Origin of the sequence: Ruegeria sp. AD91A (genome assembly GCF_003443535.1) — a bacterium.
Classification (GTDB): Bacteria; Pseudomonadota; Alphaproteobacteria; order Rhodobacterales; family Rhodobacteraceae; genus Ruegeria.
In genome coordinates this window covers 743,711-758,915 of the sequence record NZ_CP031946.1, presented here as the reverse complement: position 1 = coordinate 758,915, position 15,205 = coordinate 743,711, and the positions used below count along the sequence as shown (strand labels likewise).

Below are 15,205 nucleotides of genomic sequence, written 5' to 3'. Positions count from 1 at the left end.
TAATCAGCAGGACACATTCCCGCACGCGAATCAACCAAAAGGGCTTGGAGTTCTTACTAAAATCGCCTCAACCGACGCATGGACGCGGGTTGTCAAAATCGTTGGCCGTCTGTAACCCGGAAAACACAACCAGCCCACGGATCACGAAAAACCATACGAGAGGCCCATGACAGCACGCTTTCAAGGTACAGCCGAATATGTCGCCACTGACGATCTGACAATTGCCGTGAACGCCGCCGTCACACTCGAGCGTCCATTGCTGGTCAAGGGCGAACCCGGCACTGGCAAGACAGAGCTTGCCAAACAGGTGGCCGGCGCGCTGGGGCTGAGGATGATTGAGTGGAACGTGAAATCCACCACCCGCGCGCAGCAGGGCCTGTATGAATATGATGCGGTCAGCCGTTTGCGGGACAGCCAGCTGGGTGAGGAACGTGTTCATGACGTGTCGAACTACATCCGCAAAGGCAAGCTGTGGCAGGCCTTCGAGGCCGACGAAAAGGTTGTTCTGCTGATCGATGAGATCGACAAGGCGGATATCGAGTTTCCCAACGACCTTCTGCAGGAACTCGACAAGATGGAGTTCCATGTTTACGAGACAGGGGCAACGATCCGGGCCAAGAACCGCCCTATCGTTATCATCACCTCGAACAATGAAAAAGAATTGCCGGACGCGTTCCTGCGCCGCTGTTTCTTTCACTACATCCGCTTTCCGGATGAGGCTACGATGCGTCGAATCGTCGAAGTACATCATCCTGGCATCAAGGAGGCGCTGCTGACCACAGCCCTGACCCAGTTCTATGAAATCCGCGACACGCAGGGGCTGAAGAAAAAGCCATCGACATCCGAGGTGCTGGACTGGCTGAAACTGCTGCTGGCCGAAGACCTGAGTGCCGAAGACCTCAAGCGTGGCGGTACCGACGCGCTGCCGAAACTGCACGGTGCGTTGCTGAAGAATGAACAGGATGTGCATTTGTTCGAACGTCTGGCCTTCTTGGCACGCGGCAAGCGATAGCCGGCAGGTAAAGGGACGGTGATCATGGCTTGCCTTGGGACGACCCGAATGTCAGCATCGGCCTATCTGGCGAGACAGAGCTTCGCCCCCACAGAACTGGATGTATCGCTTGGCTAACGCACTGACAATCCGCACCCTGCGTGCCGAGGACAAAAGCCAATGGGCCGACATGTGGCGGGATTATCTGGCATTTTACGAAACGGCCCTGCCCGATGACATATACGAAACAACCTTTTGCAGACTGCTGGGCGACGACCCGCAGGATTTTTCCTGTTTCGTTGCCGAGCAGAATGGCGCTCTGGTCGGACTGACACATTACCTGTTTCATCGTCATGCCTGGAAGGTGGAAAAAGTCTGCTACTTGCAGGACCTGTTCGCACGACCCGAGGCAAGGGGTTCCGGCGTTGGGCGGGCCTTGATCCAAGCAGTCTATGATGAGGCCGATCGTCAGGGCGCGCCATCGGTTTATTGGCTGACCCAGGAGTTCAACCATACTGCGCGGCAATTGTATGATCGCATCGGAACACTGACACCGTTCATCAAGTACGCCCGCTCATGAAGCGATTGAGTGCCCTTTTTCTGGCACTGGTTGTTTCTGGCTGCGCGACGGTTGAAACAATCGAGCTTCCCGGTCAGGTCCAGTCCATCGAAGCGACTTTGCCGCCTGCCAAATCTTTTTCGACTGCGCATCCCTCGCCGCCCGCTCGGTCCAACAAAAACATCGCCTCTGACTTCTTGTCCTTGCATTTCGAGCTGGAAAGTGGGGCCGCCCTGCCCGTTTTCACGCGATTTGAGACCCCGGTCACAGTCCGTCTGACCGGATCACCGACCGCAAGCATGCAGCAGGACCTGACCCGGTTGCTCAATCGCCTACGGCGCGAGGCCGGGATCAATATCCGGCAGGTCAACGAGGGTCAGGCCAATATCACCATCGAAGCCGTCAGTCAGAAAGACATTCTGCGCATTCTGCCCAACGCGGCGTGTTTTGTGGTCCCCAACTCGTCCAGCCTTGAAGAGTATCGACGTGACCGTCGAAAGATCAAAAGCAGTTGGACCGAGCTTCGAAAACGCGAACGGCTTGGGATTTTCATCCCATACGACGTCAGTCCGCAGGAAATACGTGATTGTCTGCATGAAGAACTGGCACAGGCCCTTGGTCCGCTGAACGACCTCTACCATCTGCCGGATTCGGTGTTCAACGACGACAACATCCATACTGTTCTGACCGGATTCGATATGCTGATCCTGCGGGCTGCTTATGCGCCGGAACTGCGCACCGGCATGACCCGAGATCAGGTCGCCGCTGTCATTCCCGGAGTTCTTGGCAAGCTGAACCCGCAAGGGGACAGAGTGGCCGTTCAACCCTTCACGGATACGCCGCGCGAGTGGATTGACGCGATTCAGAAATCACTGGGGCCCGGGTCGGGTTCGCCCAGACAGATGCGCGCGGCGCGAAAAGCGGCACGGATCGGTCAGCAACAGGGTTGGACAGATCACCGCCGCGCCTATCCCCATTACCTGATGGGCAGGATGGAACAATTCCGAGACCCCAACGAAGCCCAGCGCCAGTTTCAGATTGCGCAACAGTTCCTGAAGGCCACGCCCGGAACAGACGTGCATCAGGCCTATGTAACGACTCAAACCGCAGCGTTTGCGCTGGCACAGGATAAGGGGCCCACTGTTCTGCCTGAACTGGACAGGGCCATCGATGTCATGACCCGAGCTGAAAATGCCTCTTTGCTGGCCACATTGTTGTTGCTGAAATCAGAGGCACTGAGACAGGCAGGACAGATCCAGAAGGCACGCGCCGTCAGGCTGGACAGCCTGGGATGGGCGCGGTACGGGTTTGGTTCGGATCTGGTGGCCCAGTCGTTGTCGCAGGATGGTGGCCGAAGAAACGCCGATAGCACGAAAGACGGATGACACACATATGTTGGTAGTTCTGGGAATGGCGGCACTGGGTGCAACCTTGGGCGCCCTGACCGCGAAAAAGCGCAGCGGCAATCGGGCCGATATGGCGCAATATGCAGCCGGGTACGGCATAGCCTTTGCGCTGGTGGGTCTGGTGATCTCGCTGGTTCTGGTGCGTTTGGTGGCCTGACACGATGTTCCTGCCCTTTTTCGAAAACCTTCGCAAAGCTGGCATCCCGGTATCGCTTCGGGAGTATCTGACTTTTCTGGAAGGCATGAAAAAGGGTCTTGCCACCTATGATGTCGAGGCGTTCTACTATCTCGCCCGCGTTTCGATGGTGAAGGACGAACGCAACATCGACAAGTTCGACCGCGCCTTTGCCGCCAGTTTCGAAGGGCTGAACGAAATCAGTTTCGATCAAGTTCTGGAGGCCGTCGATATCCCCGGTGATTGGTTGGCCAAACTAGCCGAAAAACACCTGACGGATGAAGAAAAAGCCGAGATCGAAGCGCTTGGCGGGTTCGACAAGCTGATGGAAACACTGCGCGAACGCCTCAAGGAACAACAAGGCCGTCATCAGGGCGGAAACAAGTGGATCGGCACAGCCGGAACTTCTCCGTTCGGGGCCTATGGATACAACCCCGAAGGGGTCCGCATCGGTCAGAAGGAAAGCCGCCACCAGCGCGCGGTCAAAGTCTGGGACAAACGGGAATTCAGGAATCTGGACGACACGGTTGAACTGGGCACGCGCAACATCAAAGTTGCTTTGAAACGCCTGCGCCGCTGGGCGCGCGAAGGCGCTGCCGAGGAACTGGATCTGGATGGCACCATACGCGCCACCGCCGAACATGGCTATCTGGATGTCAAAACCCGCCCCGAACGCCACAACGCAGTCAAGGTACTGCTGTTTCTGGATGTCGGCGGATCAATGGACCCGCATATCAAGGTGGTCGAGGAATTGTTCTCAGCCGCGCGAACCGAGTTCAAGCATCTCGAATACTACTACTTCCACAATTGCCTCTATGAAGGTGTCTGGCGCGACAACCGCCGCCGGTGGGATCAGCAGACCCCGACCCACGAGGTTTTTCGCACCTATGGCAGTGACTATAAGTGCATCTTCGTCGGCGACGCCTCGATGAGCCCCTATGAGATCGCCTATCCCGGCGGCGCAAACGAGCATTGGAACGCAGAGGCAGGTCAGGTCTGGCTGCAACGCGCGCGGGATCAATGGGCATCGAACCTGTGGATCAACCCTGTGCCCGAGAAGTACTGGGAATACACCCATTCAATCGGCATGATCCGTGAAATCTTTGAAGATCGCATGGTGCCAATGACTCTGGCCGGTCTGGAACAGGGCATGAGGGAACTGACTCGGTAGCCAAGTTAAGACTTCAAGCTGCGCCCGGTTGTGTCCAAAACAAAAACAAACACCTCAAATACCCCCCACACAATGTTTACAAATAGCACACAAAAGGCTTCATAAGACTCGTCGAATTCCCATCTCGTGATAAGGTGCAAGCGCGTTAAAGCTGGGGGGGAGAGATGGCCAGCCACAATTTGCGAAATCTTCTTGCGTCTGTGGCAACCGCCACATCACTGAGTGTTGCAGTCGCAGCAGCAGCGACTTTTGCGCTCGCGCCGGATGCAGCTTTCGCAAAGAACGACAATGGAAATGGCAAAGGGAATTCCGGAAAAGCCGACAATGGCAAGAGCAATGGATCCAATGGATCCAATGGAAAAGGGAATTCCTCAAAGGGCTCCCAGGCCAACGGTGGTGGAAAAAACAACTCCAAGGGCAAAGCGTCAGCTTCGCAGAAAAGCGCCGGATCCAAAAAGCAACACGCTGCAAAAGCAAAAAAGTCTAATACAGGCACCGGCGGAAACCAAAAAGTCCGGCGTGTCTCGGTTGGTGAATTTGGACGAGAGTTCAAGAAGGATGTCCAACAGCTTTTCGGGAAACAGCCAGCGAAGAAGTCCAGCAATAAACCTGCAAAGAAAACTCGTACATACAAGACTGTTTCGGTCAAACCGATCGAACGCTCGTTACGCCCGGTAGCCCGGCATGACGGCACTCCTGGTTTGGATGGCCGCAAGAAACACCGCCACCGTGACCCGCTGGCAGCCGCGATCACCGATCCTAATGGCTCGGATAAACTGCGCAATCTGAACGCGTCGAAAGCGGCCTCCCCGGCATTTCGGAACGCTGCGGCCAACAGCAATGTAGGAAAGATCGCCGCTTATCAGGCCGCTGCAGCGGAGTATTACGACCTGCGCGGACAGCTCTATGATACACGACGCGACTTGCGGGATCTGAACGAAAGGTACGACGGGCGAAGCAGTGAACAGATTGCCGATGACATTGCAGCGCTTGATCCGTCGGATCCGGAATACGACAGCAAACGTGAAGCATTGGAATCCGAACTACGGGACGCTGAAACATATGAAGAAACCCGCGACGGTTTGCGCGCCGATCTGAAAGATCTTGGGCACCAGACAAAGGATGCCCTGGAAGAAGCAGAAGACGCTTTCTTTGACGCCTCTAAGGGGCGCTCTCTGACAAAGGACGCGTTGGGCGATTATCATGACAATCTTGGGCTTCCGCAACCAAAGAGCCACCCGAAAGACGAAGTGACTGTACAACCAGTGCCTTACGATCCGACCTATCACCAGTATTCAGAGACTCTTCAATACCGCTCCAAGGATACCAATTTCCGCCTTCGCTACGACGCGTTGCACCATGACGGCAAGAAGCACCGATACAAGGACCCGCTGGCAGCCGCGATCACCGATCCCAATGGTTCGAGCAAGCTGCGCAATCTGAACGCGTCGAAAGCGGCCACCCCGGCCTTCCTGAACGCTGCCGCAAATAGCAATGTCGGAAAGATCGCCACTTATCAGGCTGCCGCAGCGGAGTATTACGACCTGCGTGATCAGTTACACGATGCACGGAGGGGCTTACGGGATCTGAACGAAAGCTATGACGGCCGGAGCAGTGACCAGATCGCCGATGATATTGCTGCGCTTGATCCCGGAGACCCAAGCTACAATGACAAACTCGATGCATTGGAAAGCGAACTGCAAGACGCACAGACCTTTGAGGAGGCACAAGGCGAACTCCGTGCCGATGTCAGAGATTTGAGAACGGACAGCCTGGTGGCGCAAAAAGAAGCTGAGCACGCGTTTTTTGATGCGTCCAAAGGGTCCACACTTACGGCTGAAACTTTGGCTGACCTACATGAAAATCTGGAGCTTCCTGCGCCCGGAAAACAGTAGCAGCATCAGCGGTTTCTGGTGCTTTTTGAAGTGGCCAACAAAACCCGACACATGAAGCCCTGCGAACCTGCGGCCCGGACTACATGTGCATCTTCGTCGGCGACATCTCGATAAGCTGCTATAAGACCGCCTACCCCGGCGGCGCAAATGAGCATTGGAATGCAGAGGCCGGGCTGGTCTGGAACAGGGTATGAAGGAGCTGACCTGTTGAGGTCTGCCCCTGAATTTATCCGGAAATTGCCTGAATCCCAAGAAACAGTACCGCCGCCAGCATCGCTGCGGCGGGAACCGTGATAACCCACGCAGCAATGATGGTCAGGAAATGGGACCGGCGAACCAGTTTACGGCGACGGCGCTCCTCCGGTGCGAGACGGGGGCGCTCGGGAACAGTCAGGCTGGCCCGTTTCAGCCTTCGCTCTGCATCCCATTCACGAAAGAATCCGACCCCGAACACTGCACCAACCGCGATATGTGTCGAGCTGACAGGCAGACCCAGCCAGCTTGCGACGATCACCGTGATTGCAGCCGAAAGCGCGACGCAATAGGCCCGCATCGGGTTGAGCTTGGTGATCTGGCTGCCAACCATCCGGATCAGTTTCGGGCCGAACAGGAACAGGCCGAACGAAATGCCGAATGCACCAATGATCATAACCCAAAACGGGATGCTGACCGCCTGAGTAAAATCGCCAGAGGCAGAAGCCTGCACAATCGCGGCCAACGGCCCCACCGCGTTGGCAACGTCATTTGCGCCATGCGCAAAGCTCAGCAACGCGGCTGAAACGATCAGTGGAATTCCAAACAGAATTTTCAGCGATTTGTTGCGGTTCTCAAGTCCCTCAGACTGGCGGCGGATAATCGGGATCATCACGGCCCAGATCAGCCCGCCACAGACCGCACCGATCAGCAACGCCGACGCGAGATCAATTTTGATGATTTTCTTGAGGCCCTTGAGTGCCAGGTAAGATGCAAACGCGCCCGCCATGATCCCAACCAGCATCGGCACCCACTTGCGGGCCGCGGCGATCTTGTCTTCCTGATAGATGATCCTGGCCTTGATGAACCACAAGAAGCCAGCTGCGACCAGGCCCCCCAGAACTGGCGAGATTACCCAACTGGCTGCGATTTTGCTCATGGTGCCCCAGCTTACGGCCCCGAACCCGGCAGCGGCAATCCCTGCCCCCATGACACCGCCCACGACCGAATGCGTGGTGGAAACCGGCGCGCCAATCCAAGTCGCCAGATTGACCCAAAGCGCAGAGGAAAGCAGCGCCGCCATCATCGCCCATATGAATACATCCGCCGTTCCCATGCTTTCCGGCGCGATGATCCCTTTGGCAATGGTCGATACGACATCGCCCCCGGCGATGAGCGCTCCGGCACTTTCAAAAATAACGGCAATCACGATGGCTCCGCCCATGGTAAGCGCATTCGCCCCCACGGCAGGTCCCATATTGTTGGCGACGTCGTTGGCGCCGATATTCAGCGCCATATAGGCCCCGAACATCGCCGCGATCACGACGACAAGCGTGTTGCTGCCCTGACCGAACAGGAAAGCAGCCAAGAGACCCGCGATGACAATGAATGCAATGGCGATACCTGATCCCACAAAGGGTCGCCCAGCCTGAGCGGTCGCCAATTCTAGGCGTGAAAAGCGACGCAGGTCCCGGTCGAGCGTTTCCAGGTGACGCGCTTCATGGTTCTTGTCGGTCATGGGTCCCCCATCGATAGCGCCCCGTGGGTTAAGTGGGATCGATGCATTAATCAATAGTTCATATCAGGAAATCACAACTTAGCGAAAGTTGCGCCGATTTCGTCGCCCGAACATGCGGGTCGCGACAAACATCCCGCAGGTGTGACTTGCGCAATGCCAATGTTCGGACCATATCTTTAACATGCTCCGATTGACCCCGATCCTTCTTGCAATTGGCTACGCCATCGTGATGTACCGGATTTCCGTCTGGCGCACGCATCGTGAGTTGGACGCAAAGTCGACCGAACTGGCCGATCCGGCGCTGAAACGAATGACGGACCGGCTGGCGGCAGCTTTGGGCATCGATCGGGTGCCGGTTTACATCTATGAGATCGATCCGGTGAATGGGCTGGCTGCTCCGGATGGTCGAATTTTCATCACGCGCGGGTTTTACCGAAAATTCCGCAACGGAGAAGTTTCTGCCGAGGAGATGGCCAGCGTGATCGCACATGAGCTGGGTCACGTCGCCCTGGGTCATGCGCGGCGGCGAATGATTGATTTCTCGGGCCAGAACGCAATGCGGACCGCTTTGATACTGGTGTTGAACCGTTTCATCCCATTCATCGGTGCGATGATCGCCAATGCGCTGACTGCCCTTTTGGCCTCGCGCCTGTCGCGAGGGGATGAGTATGAGGCGGATGAATATGCCGCGGCTTTGCTGACCAAGGCCGGCATCGGGATCGGACCTCAGAAGTCACTTTTTCACAAGCTGGAAGACCTGACGCAGCAACGGGCGGGTGTTGTGCCGGCCTGGTTAATGAGCCATCCGAAAACAGGCGAACGAATTGCAGCGCTTGAGAAACTTGAGCAGCGTTGGGCGCGTGGCTGAGGCCGCGCAGCGAGAGGCCAGCCTCTCGCGCTCTCCGGGATATTTTCAGCCAGATGAAGCTGAGTCCCGCTCAGGCACTCAGGGCTTTGCCCAGACGTGGCAGCCGGGCTTTTTTCATCAGTGCCCGCAGGGTCCATTGATCACCTGAGAGGCGGCTGGCCTCGGCAAGGACCTGAGCCGCGAGCGTGTTCATACCCTTTGGATCAGCTTGCCAGAAACCATGCAGCAGGCTGTCGGGATCTCTGCGGACCAGGCCTTCTTCCGCCAATATGTCTTTGGGAAAATCCTTGGCGTTCACCGTGACGATCATATCGGCGGACGCGGCAATCGCCGTCGCCAGCACGTGGATATCGGCGGCATCCGGCAGCCAAAGACGGTCGTGCAGGCCTTCATTCGCAGTCCGCTCGGCCTTGGGCCAGCCGGCTTGTGTCAGCGCGATTTCGGCCCGGGCTTGCACCTCGCCCGTTGGGCCAAGCTTGCGCGCGGCGCGGGCCCATTCTTCGAGGATGCGCGCGGACCAGATCGGAGTGAAATGACCCAGGCGGGCAGCGCCCAAGAGCATCTCGCGCATCACGGTGGGATAGATGACGCAGGTGTCGAGCACGGCTTTCATAGGCGATAGAACACCGCTTTGAGATAGCCGCTTTCCGCCAGTTGCGGCAATTGCGGGTGATCGGGGCCTGCAAAGCCGGTGTGGATCAGTTGGGCTTGGCGCCCGGCGCGGCCAATCCCACGGGAGGACGCATCACGAAAACGGCCTAGATCAGCGGCGTGCGAACACGAACACAGGCCCAGGTAACCACCGGGTTTGACCAGAGGTGCCGCCAGTCTTGCGATACGTTCATACGCGCGCAGACCCGCATCCAGCGCCTGCTTGGAAGGCGCAAAGGCGGGTGGATCGCAGACCACCACGTCAAATTGCGCACCTTCTTCGCCCAACTGGGCCAGCACGTCGAACGCGTCGCCTTGTCGGGTCTGTAACTTATCAGCAAGGTTCGACGCTTTGGCCCCTTTTTTCGCCAGGTCGAGCGCGGCGGCTGAGCCATCAACGGACAATGCCTGCCCCGCACCGCCTGCAAGCATCGCCAGACCGAAGCCGCCCACATGGCTGAACACGTCCAATACCTGCGCATCGGGATGAACCAGGCGCGCGGCAAAGGCGTGGTTGGGGCGCTGGTCATAAAACAGCCCGGTTTTCTGACCGCCTGTCAGATCCGCCATGTAGGTGGCGCCATTCATCGGCACCGGCAGGGGCGCATCAGGCGCCGTTCCGCGCAAAGTTTGATTGACGTCGTCCAGCCCCTCCAGCCCACGCGTGCGGCCAGAGGCGTTCTTCAGCACCGTAGTCACGCCTGTGACTTTGACCAGAGCTTCTGTCAGCAGGTCCAGGTGCGCCTCGGCCCAGGCCGCGTTCGGCTGAATGACACAGGCCTCGCCAAAGCGGTCGATGATAACGCCGGGCAAGCCATCCGCTTCTGCATGGATCAAGCGGTAATATGGGGCAGCAAACAGGCGCTCGCGCAGATCAACGGCATGCCGCAAACGGCTCTCGAACCACGCCGCGTCAAGCTGCGCTTCAATGTCACGATCCAGCACCCGGCACATGATCTTAGACTCGGGGTTGACTGCCACCAGCGCGATGGGCGCGCGTTTGTCGTCTTCGAGTACGGCCAAGGCGCCCGCTGGAATCTTGCGGGTGCGGCGGTCGGTGACAATGTCATTGGCGTAGACCCACGGGAAGCCATGGCGCAGACCGCGCGCATTGGCTTTGGGTTTCAGGCGGATACGGGGGCGGTCGGCAGATTGGGTCATGGCGCCCTCATAGTCCTGAACGCGCCGGTGGGAAAGCCCTAGCGGTTACGGGATCGCCACCCGCCGCGGCGTTTCGGTGCCTGAGCCGTCTGAAGGCCTTCGGTAAGAACCTGCGTCATCGGATGATCGGGGTTCTGCTCGGCATAGCCCGCTTGCAGTTCTGCCAGCGCTGTGTTCTGGTCGCGATCCGCAGGAAGACTGAGTGCCCAATCCAGAAAGATGCTGCGGCATTCCGGCAGGGTTATGCCCTCGATTCGATAGGCTTCGCGGATCAGACCCTTATGGTCGTTGGGATCAGTGCTGCGCGCCATCTTCGTCCCCCTTGATCACACCCCCGATCAGATCGGCTGCGGTCGTATAACTTTCCAGCAAAGCCGCCTGTAGCGCCTCGACCTGTTCGAACCCGGTGGCACGGCACAAAAAAGCAGTTCCGCCTTCGCCGATCTTGTCGGCTTCGATAGCCTTGCCCGAAAGCAGCCGCGCCGCGCATTGCACGGACCAGCATAAGTCATAGCAAGCTTTCAGAGATTGCGCCTGTGCGACATCCAGCAACCCGGCTGCGACGGCGCCATCCAGACCAGAGGACACATCACGCTGTGCGGACCCAGCCAGCAAGGCGCCGGTTTCGGCCATCAACTCGATATCCATCAATCGGCCGGGGCCGTTCTTGGCGTCCCATATGCCAGCGGGCGCCTTGGCCGCGGCTAGGCGCGACCGCATTTCGGCCACGTCGCGCAGCACTTTGCCCCGCTCTCGCGGGTGCGACAGAAACTCGGTGCGGAAGGCTTCGATTTCCTCGGCCAGCCCGGCATCCCCGGCAACAACATGCGCGCGGGTCAGGGCCAGATGCTCCCACACCCAGGCTTCGTTCTGCTGATAATTGACAAAGCTGGCCCAACTGGTCGCAACCGGCCCCTGATTGCCCGAAGGGCGCAGCCGCATATCGACCTCATACAAGCGTCCCTGCGACATCGGCGCGGACAGCGCTGTGATCAGGGCCTGCGTGAACCGCGCGTAGTAGGTGCGCGTGGCCAGAGGGCGCGGACCCTCAGACATGTCCTGATCCAAGGGATCGTAGATCACGATCATGTCCAGATCGGATTGCGAGTTGATCCGGCCTGCCCCCAGCGACCCCATCCCAAGCACGGCAGCGCCGCGCCCCGGTGCAGGGCCGTGTTTGCGGGCGAAATTCTCGGTGACATGCGGCAGGATGGCCGCGATGACCGATTGTGCCAGTTCGGCATATTGCTGACCCGCCTGCGCCCCGTCGATCAGGCCGCGCAGGTGATGCACACCAACCCGGAAATGCCATTCCTTGCACCAGCGCCGTGCAAGATCAAGCTGGGTTTCATAGTCTGTTTCTTCCGACAGAGCCTGCGTCAATTCCGCTTGCAACGCCTCTTGTCCCGGCCAATCCGCAAAGAAACTGCCCCCGATCACCGCGTCAAAAACAGACGCGTTGCGCGACAGATGCGAGGCCAGAGCATGCGACGTGCCAACGATATCGGTTAACAGCTCGATCAGTTGCGGATTCGCCTCAAACAGCGAAAACAGCTGCACCCCGGCTGGCAGGCCTGCCAGAAACCCGTCCAAAGCCATCAATGCTTCATCGGGCTTTGCGGTTTTAGCAAGACGCGACAGCAGCTCGGGCCGCAGACGTTCAAAAATCCGCGCGCCGCGCTGGGACCTCAGGGCCGGGTATGTCGTCCAGCGGGCCAAAACGCTTTTATCGAATTCCACATCCTGCACTTGGACCGGTGCCGCACCCGGTCCTGGGGCAAAGAATCCTTCGGTCAACTCATGCACTTCGGTCAGGCGATTTGTCAGGTCTTGCGTCAACTCGGCACTGCTGATCCCCATCAGACAAGCAACCCGCTCGATCCCATCAGACGAACTCGGCACCTTGTGGGTCTGCGCGTCATGAATCATCTGGATGCGGTGTTCGACTTCGCGGTGCGCGCGGTAATGATCGGTCAGCTTATTGGCAACATCCTGCGGCACCCACCCTTTGGAGGCCAGCGCCGCCAGACCGGGAACGGTACCACGCACCCGCAGGTCAGCATCCCGGCCGCCCGCAATCAACTGACGGGTTTGTGTAAAGAACTCAATCTCGCGGATACCGCCCTGTCCCAGTTTCATGTCGTGCCCGGGGATCGACAAGGACCCTCCGGTGCCTTTGTTTTCGCGGATGCGCAGACGCATGTCATGGGCGTCCTGAATGGCGGCAAAATCCAGATGGCGGCGCCAGACAAAGGGTCGCAGGCCGTCAAGGAAACGCTGCCCTGCGGACAGATCACCGGCACAGGGCCGTGCCTTGATATAAGCGGCGCGCTCCCAGGTTCGGCCCAGGCTTTCATAATACCGTTCGGCGGCCTCCATCGCCATGCAAACCGGTGTCACGGCGGGATCGGGGCGCAGCCTCAGATCCGTGCGGAAAACATAGCCGTCCGCCGTCTTATCACTCAACGTCGCACAGAAGTTGCGCGTGGCCCGAACCATGCCCTGCCGGGCCTCGTAAAAGTCATCCGGATCAAAGCGCGTCTCGTCAAACAAAACGATCAGATCGATGTCCGAGCTGTAGTTCAGCTCATGCGCGCCCATCTTTCCCATCGCCAGGATGACCAACCCGGCTGCGGTTTCGACATCTTCCTCGGTCATACCCGGCAGCTTCTTGCGCCGGATCAGCGTTGCGATCTCGGCCTTGGCGGCAACATCGGCGGCTAGAGCGCCGAAATCGGTCAGGGCCGCAGTAACCTTCTCTAGTGGCCACGCACCTGCAATATCGGCCAACGCCGTAAGCAGGGCCATACGCCGCTTGGCCTGCCGCAATCCGGGCTTCAACTGGTCCGGCAGCAGATCGCGCGCGGCGGTCATCACGTTATCCAGCGCCTGATCCGGGTGCATCAGAGCCTCGGGCAGCCAGCCCTTCTCTTGTTCGATCAAGCTTTTCAGATAGGGGCTCGAACCGGCGGTGCCCGCCACCAATTCCCCCATCTCAGCCGGCAAATCTGGCATCAAGGCCCGCGCTTCATCCCCGAGGGATGGATCGAAAGCATGCGGAAGTCGTAAAATGTCAAGAGCGTCAGTCATACGCGCAAACTGCGCATCGCAGCGCGTAATCGTCAATGGGGCATTCTGATCAGGTTTTCTGAACCGGCGTGTCCTGACTGAAACTGTTGACCCAAACGTCGTTTCTGCGTTCCCACAACGACGAAATCAGCATCGCTTCGCGCGTTGTCGCACCCGGGCGCAGATAATCGGCACGATACGACAGCAATACGATATCCCGTGTCAGAACGCGCAATCTCGCGTCGCTCAGATCAAACGCGGCCATTGTCGGCGCATCCGCGAATTGCCCAACGTGGTCGTCACGATTGGCAAATCCCGTGGGATACACACCAAGAAAATCTGCACTCAGCAAAGCCCGATCCGCGCTTGCATTGCCGTCCACCAGCGCCATCCAGACCTGCTTTTCCAGGTCGAGTATTTCATTAAGCGCAGGTGCCGTCCTGTGTTCTGTCATTTCCATTCCCGCAACCTGCGACTGAAGATGTCCATCGTCAACCGAATTGCAGAATGTAAATCTTTTTCACATTACCCCCTTGCAACCCCCATCAACGACCCCATCTAGACAATGTGAAAAGAATTTACATCAACCCTGGAGAGCTCAAATGACCGCACTGTCCGACCCCGCCGTCCCCGCGAATCCGGGATGGCTTTATCGAATTGAGGCCTGGCTGGATGACAAAGGCAAGGGGGCGTGGATCGCCGCCATGGTCCTTGGTTTCATCTTCTTCTGGCCAGTTGGCCTGGCCCTTCTGGCTTACATGATCTGGAGCAAACGCATGTTCAGCAAATCCTGCAGTCGCCGCAAATCCTGGCACAGCCACATGAGCGCGATGAAGCCGTCCGGCAACAGCGCGTTTGACGCCTACAAGTCAGATACTCTGGCTCGCCTTGAACGCGAACAACAGGACTTCGAGGCGTTCCTGCGCCGCCTGCGCGATGCCAAGGACAAGGCCGAATTCGACGAGTTCATGGACGAACGCGCCCGCGAGAACCATGAAGACGACGGTAAAGCCACGCCTGCCTGATTGACCTTGCCCTGTCCCGGCATTCCGGGACAGGGTACCCTGACCCACTTTTTCGGACCTGACGAATGAACCACCTGCCTGACCCGGATACCCAACCCGATTTCTACCGCTCGGTGACGAGCAAACGCTTTGTCGCGTGGTTGTTTGATGTCGCCTTCATCTCGCTGCTCTGCACGGTGGCGATTCTATTGAGCGCAGGCCTCGGTCTGTTTTTTCTGGCGGCGATCTATGCCGTGATCAGCTTTGTCTATCGCGTTGTCACCATAACCAACGGCTCGGCCACACTGGGCATGCGGTTCATGGGAATCGAATTGCGCGACGCATTCGGAGAGCGGATGGATATGGGCAAGGCCATCGCCCACACTGCCGGTTATTTCGTCAGCATGGCGGTCGCAGTGATTCAGATCATCTCGGTGATCATGATGCTGACCAGCGCCCGCGGCCAGGGACTGACCGACAGTTTTCTGGGCACGGTCATGATCAATCGACGGGCCTGAGGCCCGGTTGCGTGAAACACTTGGCG

General features: G+C 58.3%; 16 protein-coding genes and 1 pseudogene. 10 read left to right on the top strand and 7 right to left on the bottom strand.

Annotation, left to right across the window (positions count from 1 at the left end; all coding sequences use genetic code 11):
- Window positions 1-166: 166 nt before the first annotated feature.
- From D1823_RS03815 to D1823_RS03800, 5 genes are all read left to right on the top strand, one after another.
- Window positions 167-1,012: a MoxR family ATPase gene (locus D1823_RS03815; RefSeq protein ID WP_117868689.1), complete on the top strand. Its 846-nt coding sequence runs from the start codon at window positions 167-169 to the stop codon at window positions 1,010-1,012.
- Window positions 1,013-1,181: 169 nt separating this feature from the next.
- Window positions 1,182-1,571, top strand: coding sequence for an N-acetyltransferase family protein (locus D1823_RS03810; protein WP_371415303.1), 390 nt, complete (start codon window positions 1,182-1,184; stop codon window positions 1,569-1,571).
- The gene (locus D1823_RS03805) at window positions 1,568-2,935 is read left to right on the top strand and encodes a DUF2927 domain-containing protein (RefSeq protein WP_117868688.1); all 1,368 of its coding nucleotides are present in this window, start codon (window positions 1,568-1,570) and stop codon (window positions 2,933-2,935) included. Before D1823_RS03810 ends, D1823_RS03805 begins: the two co-directional genes overlap by 4 nt.
- A 7-nt stretch (window positions 2,936-2,942) precedes the next feature.
- A complete protein-coding gene (locus tag D1823_RS21830; RefSeq protein ID WP_162896717.1) occupies window positions 2,943-3,113 on the top strand; it encodes a hypothetical protein in 171 nt (56 codons plus the stop codon).
- 4 nt (window positions 3,114-3,117) lie between these two features.
- Window positions 3,118-4,302, top strand: coding sequence for a VWA domain-containing protein (locus D1823_RS03800; protein ID WP_117868687.1), 1,185 nt, complete (start codon window positions 3,118-3,120; stop codon window positions 4,300-4,302).
- Window positions 4,303-4,447: 145 nt separating this feature from the next.
- On the opposite strand, the gene D1823_RS21825 is transcribed toward D1823_RS03800, so the two are convergent.
- Window positions 4,448-4,951 (bottom strand): hypothetical protein, encoded by a 504-nt coding sequence (locus D1823_RS21825; protein WP_162896758.1) that lies wholly within the window; start codon window positions 4,949-4,951, stop codon window positions 4,448-4,450.
- A 52-nt stretch (window positions 4,952-5,003) separates the two neighbouring features.
- Between D1823_RS21825 and D1823_RS03795 the strand changes: the two genes are divergently transcribed.
- Together D1823_RS03795 and D1823_RS22075 are read left to right on the top strand one after the other, a co-directional pair.
- Window positions 5,004-6,197 carry a hypothetical protein gene (locus D1823_RS03795; protein ID WP_162896757.1) on the top strand — a complete coding sequence of 398 codons (1,194 nt, stop codon included), beginning with the start codon at window positions 5,004-5,006 and terminating at the stop codon, window positions 6,195-6,197.
- Between the two features lie 38 nt (window positions 6,198-6,235).
- A pseudogene (locus D1823_RS22075) lies at window positions 6,236-6,379 on the top strand (VWA domain-containing protein); the annotation flags it as partial.
- A gap of 44 nt (window positions 6,380-6,423) precedes the next feature.
- On the opposite strand, the gene D1823_RS03785 reads toward D1823_RS22075, so the two are convergent.
- Window positions 6,424-7,908: an inorganic phosphate transporter gene (locus D1823_RS03785; protein ID WP_117868685.1), complete on the bottom strand. Its 1,485-nt coding sequence runs from the start codon at window positions 7,906-7,908 to the stop codon at window positions 6,424-6,426.
- A 181-nt stretch (window positions 7,909-8,089) separates the two neighbouring features.
- On the opposite strand from D1823_RS03785, the gene D1823_RS03780 reads away from it, so the two are divergent.
- Window positions 8,090-8,776: a M48 family metallopeptidase gene (locus D1823_RS03780; protein ID WP_117868684.1), complete on the top strand. Its 687-nt coding sequence runs from the start codon at window positions 8,090-8,092 to the stop codon at window positions 8,774-8,776.
- 70 nt (window positions 8,777-8,846) lie between these two features.
- On the opposite strand, the gene D1823_RS03775 is transcribed toward D1823_RS03780, so the two are convergent.
- The 5 genes from D1823_RS03775 to D1823_RS03755 are packed head-to-tail and all read right to left on the bottom strand — an operon-like array spanning window position 8,847 to window position 14,117.
- Complete coding sequence (locus tag D1823_RS03775) at window positions 8,847-9,389, bottom strand: RSP_2648 family PIN domain-containing protein (protein ID WP_117868683.1); 543 nt, start codon at window positions 9,387-9,389, stop codon at window positions 8,847-8,849.
- A complete protein-coding gene (locus D1823_RS03770) occupies window positions 9,386-10,588 on the bottom strand; it encodes an RSP_2647 family RNA methyltransferase (protein WP_117868682.1) in 1,203 nt (400 codons plus the stop codon). Before D1823_RS03770 ends, D1823_RS03775 begins: the two co-directional genes overlap by 4 nt.
- Window positions 10,589-10,626: 38 nt before the next feature.
- Window positions 10,627-10,899: a hypothetical protein gene (locus D1823_RS03765; RefSeq protein WP_117868681.1), complete on the bottom strand. Its 273-nt coding sequence runs from the start codon at window positions 10,897-10,899 to the stop codon at window positions 10,627-10,629.
- Window positions 10,883-13,678, bottom strand: a complete 2,796-nt coding sequence (locus tag D1823_RS03760) for a glutamine-synthetase adenylyltransferase (protein WP_117872699.1) — start codon at window positions 13,676-13,678, stop codon at window positions 10,883-10,885. Before D1823_RS03760 ends, D1823_RS03765 begins: the two co-directional genes overlap by 17 nt.
- Before the next feature lie 49 nt (window positions 13,679-13,727).
- Window positions 13,728-14,117 (bottom strand): nuclear transport factor 2 family protein, encoded by a 390-nt coding sequence (locus tag D1823_RS03755; RefSeq protein WP_117868680.1) that lies wholly within the window; start codon window positions 14,115-14,117, stop codon window positions 13,728-13,730.
- Between the two features lie 142 nt (window positions 14,118-14,259).
- Here D1823_RS03755 and D1823_RS03750 point away from each other — a divergent pair, with 142 nt between their 5' ends.
- Together D1823_RS03750 and D1823_RS03745 are read left to right on the top strand one after the other, a co-directional pair.
- Window positions 14,260-14,682 (top strand): DUF2852 domain-containing protein, encoded by a 423-nt coding sequence (locus D1823_RS03750; protein WP_117868679.1) that lies wholly within the window; start codon window positions 14,260-14,262, stop codon window positions 14,680-14,682.
- A gap of 65 nt (window positions 14,683-14,747) precedes the next feature.
- Window positions 14,748-15,179: an RDD family protein gene (locus D1823_RS03745; protein WP_117868678.1), complete on the top strand. Its 432-nt coding sequence runs from the start codon at window positions 14,748-14,750 to the stop codon at window positions 15,177-15,179.
- Window positions 15,180-15,205 lie beyond the last annotated feature (26 nt).

What these genes read in the sequence shown, in the direction of transcription:
- D1823_RS03810 (WP_371415303.1), top strand. Translation starts at nt 1,182, where the DNA reads ATGTGGCGGGATTATCTGGCATTTTACGAAACGGCCCTGCCCGATGAC.
- D1823_RS03785 (WP_117868685.1), bottom strand. Translation starts at nt 7,908, where the DNA reads ATGACCGACAAGAACCATGAAGCGCGTCACCTGGAAACGCTCGACCGG.
- D1823_RS21830 (WP_162896717.1), top strand. Translation starts at nt 2,943, where the DNA reads ATGTTGGTAGTTCTGGGAATGGCGGCACTGGGTGCAACCTTGGGCGCC.
- D1823_RS03815 (WP_117868689.1), top strand. Translation starts at nt 167, where the DNA reads ATGACAGCACGCTTTCAAGGTACAGCCGAATATGTCGCCACTGACGAT.
- D1823_RS03805 (WP_117868688.1), top strand. Translation starts at nt 1,568, where the DNA reads ATGAAGCGATTGAGTGCCCTTTTTCTGGCACTGGTTGTTTCTGGCTGC.
- D1823_RS03780 (WP_117868684.1), top strand. Translation starts at nt 8,090, where the DNA reads ATGCTCCGATTGACCCCGATCCTTCTTGCAATTGGCTACGCCATCGTG.
- D1823_RS03775 (WP_117868683.1), bottom strand. Translation starts at nt 9,389, where the DNA reads ATGAAAGCCGTGCTCGACACCTGCGTCATCTATCCCACCGTGATGCGC.
- D1823_RS03765 (WP_117868681.1), bottom strand. Translation starts at nt 10,899, where the DNA reads ATGGCGCGCAGCACTGATCCCAACGACCATAAGGGTCTGATCCGCGAA.
- D1823_RS03745 (WP_117868678.1), top strand. Translation starts at nt 14,748, where the DNA reads ATGAACCACCTGCCTGACCCGGATACCCAACCCGATTTCTACCGCTCG.
- D1823_RS03755 (WP_117868680.1), bottom strand. Translation starts at nt 14,117, where the DNA reads ATGGAAATGACAGAACACAGGACGGCACCTGCGCTTAATGAAATACTC.
- D1823_RS03770 (WP_117868682.1), bottom strand. Translation starts at nt 10,588, where the DNA reads ATGACCCAATCTGCCGACCGCCCCCGTATCCGCCTGAAACCCAAAGCC.
- D1823_RS03750 (WP_117868679.1), top strand. Translation starts at nt 14,260, where the DNA reads ATGACCGCACTGTCCGACCCCGCCGTCCCCGCGAATCCGGGATGGCTT.
- D1823_RS03800 (WP_117868687.1), top strand. Translation starts at nt 3,118, where the DNA reads ATGTTCCTGCCCTTTTTCGAAAACCTTCGCAAAGCTGGCATCCCGGTA.
- D1823_RS03760 (WP_117872699.1), bottom strand. Translation starts at nt 13,678, where the DNA reads ATGACTGACGCTCTTGACATTTTACGACTTCCGCATGCTTTCGATCCA.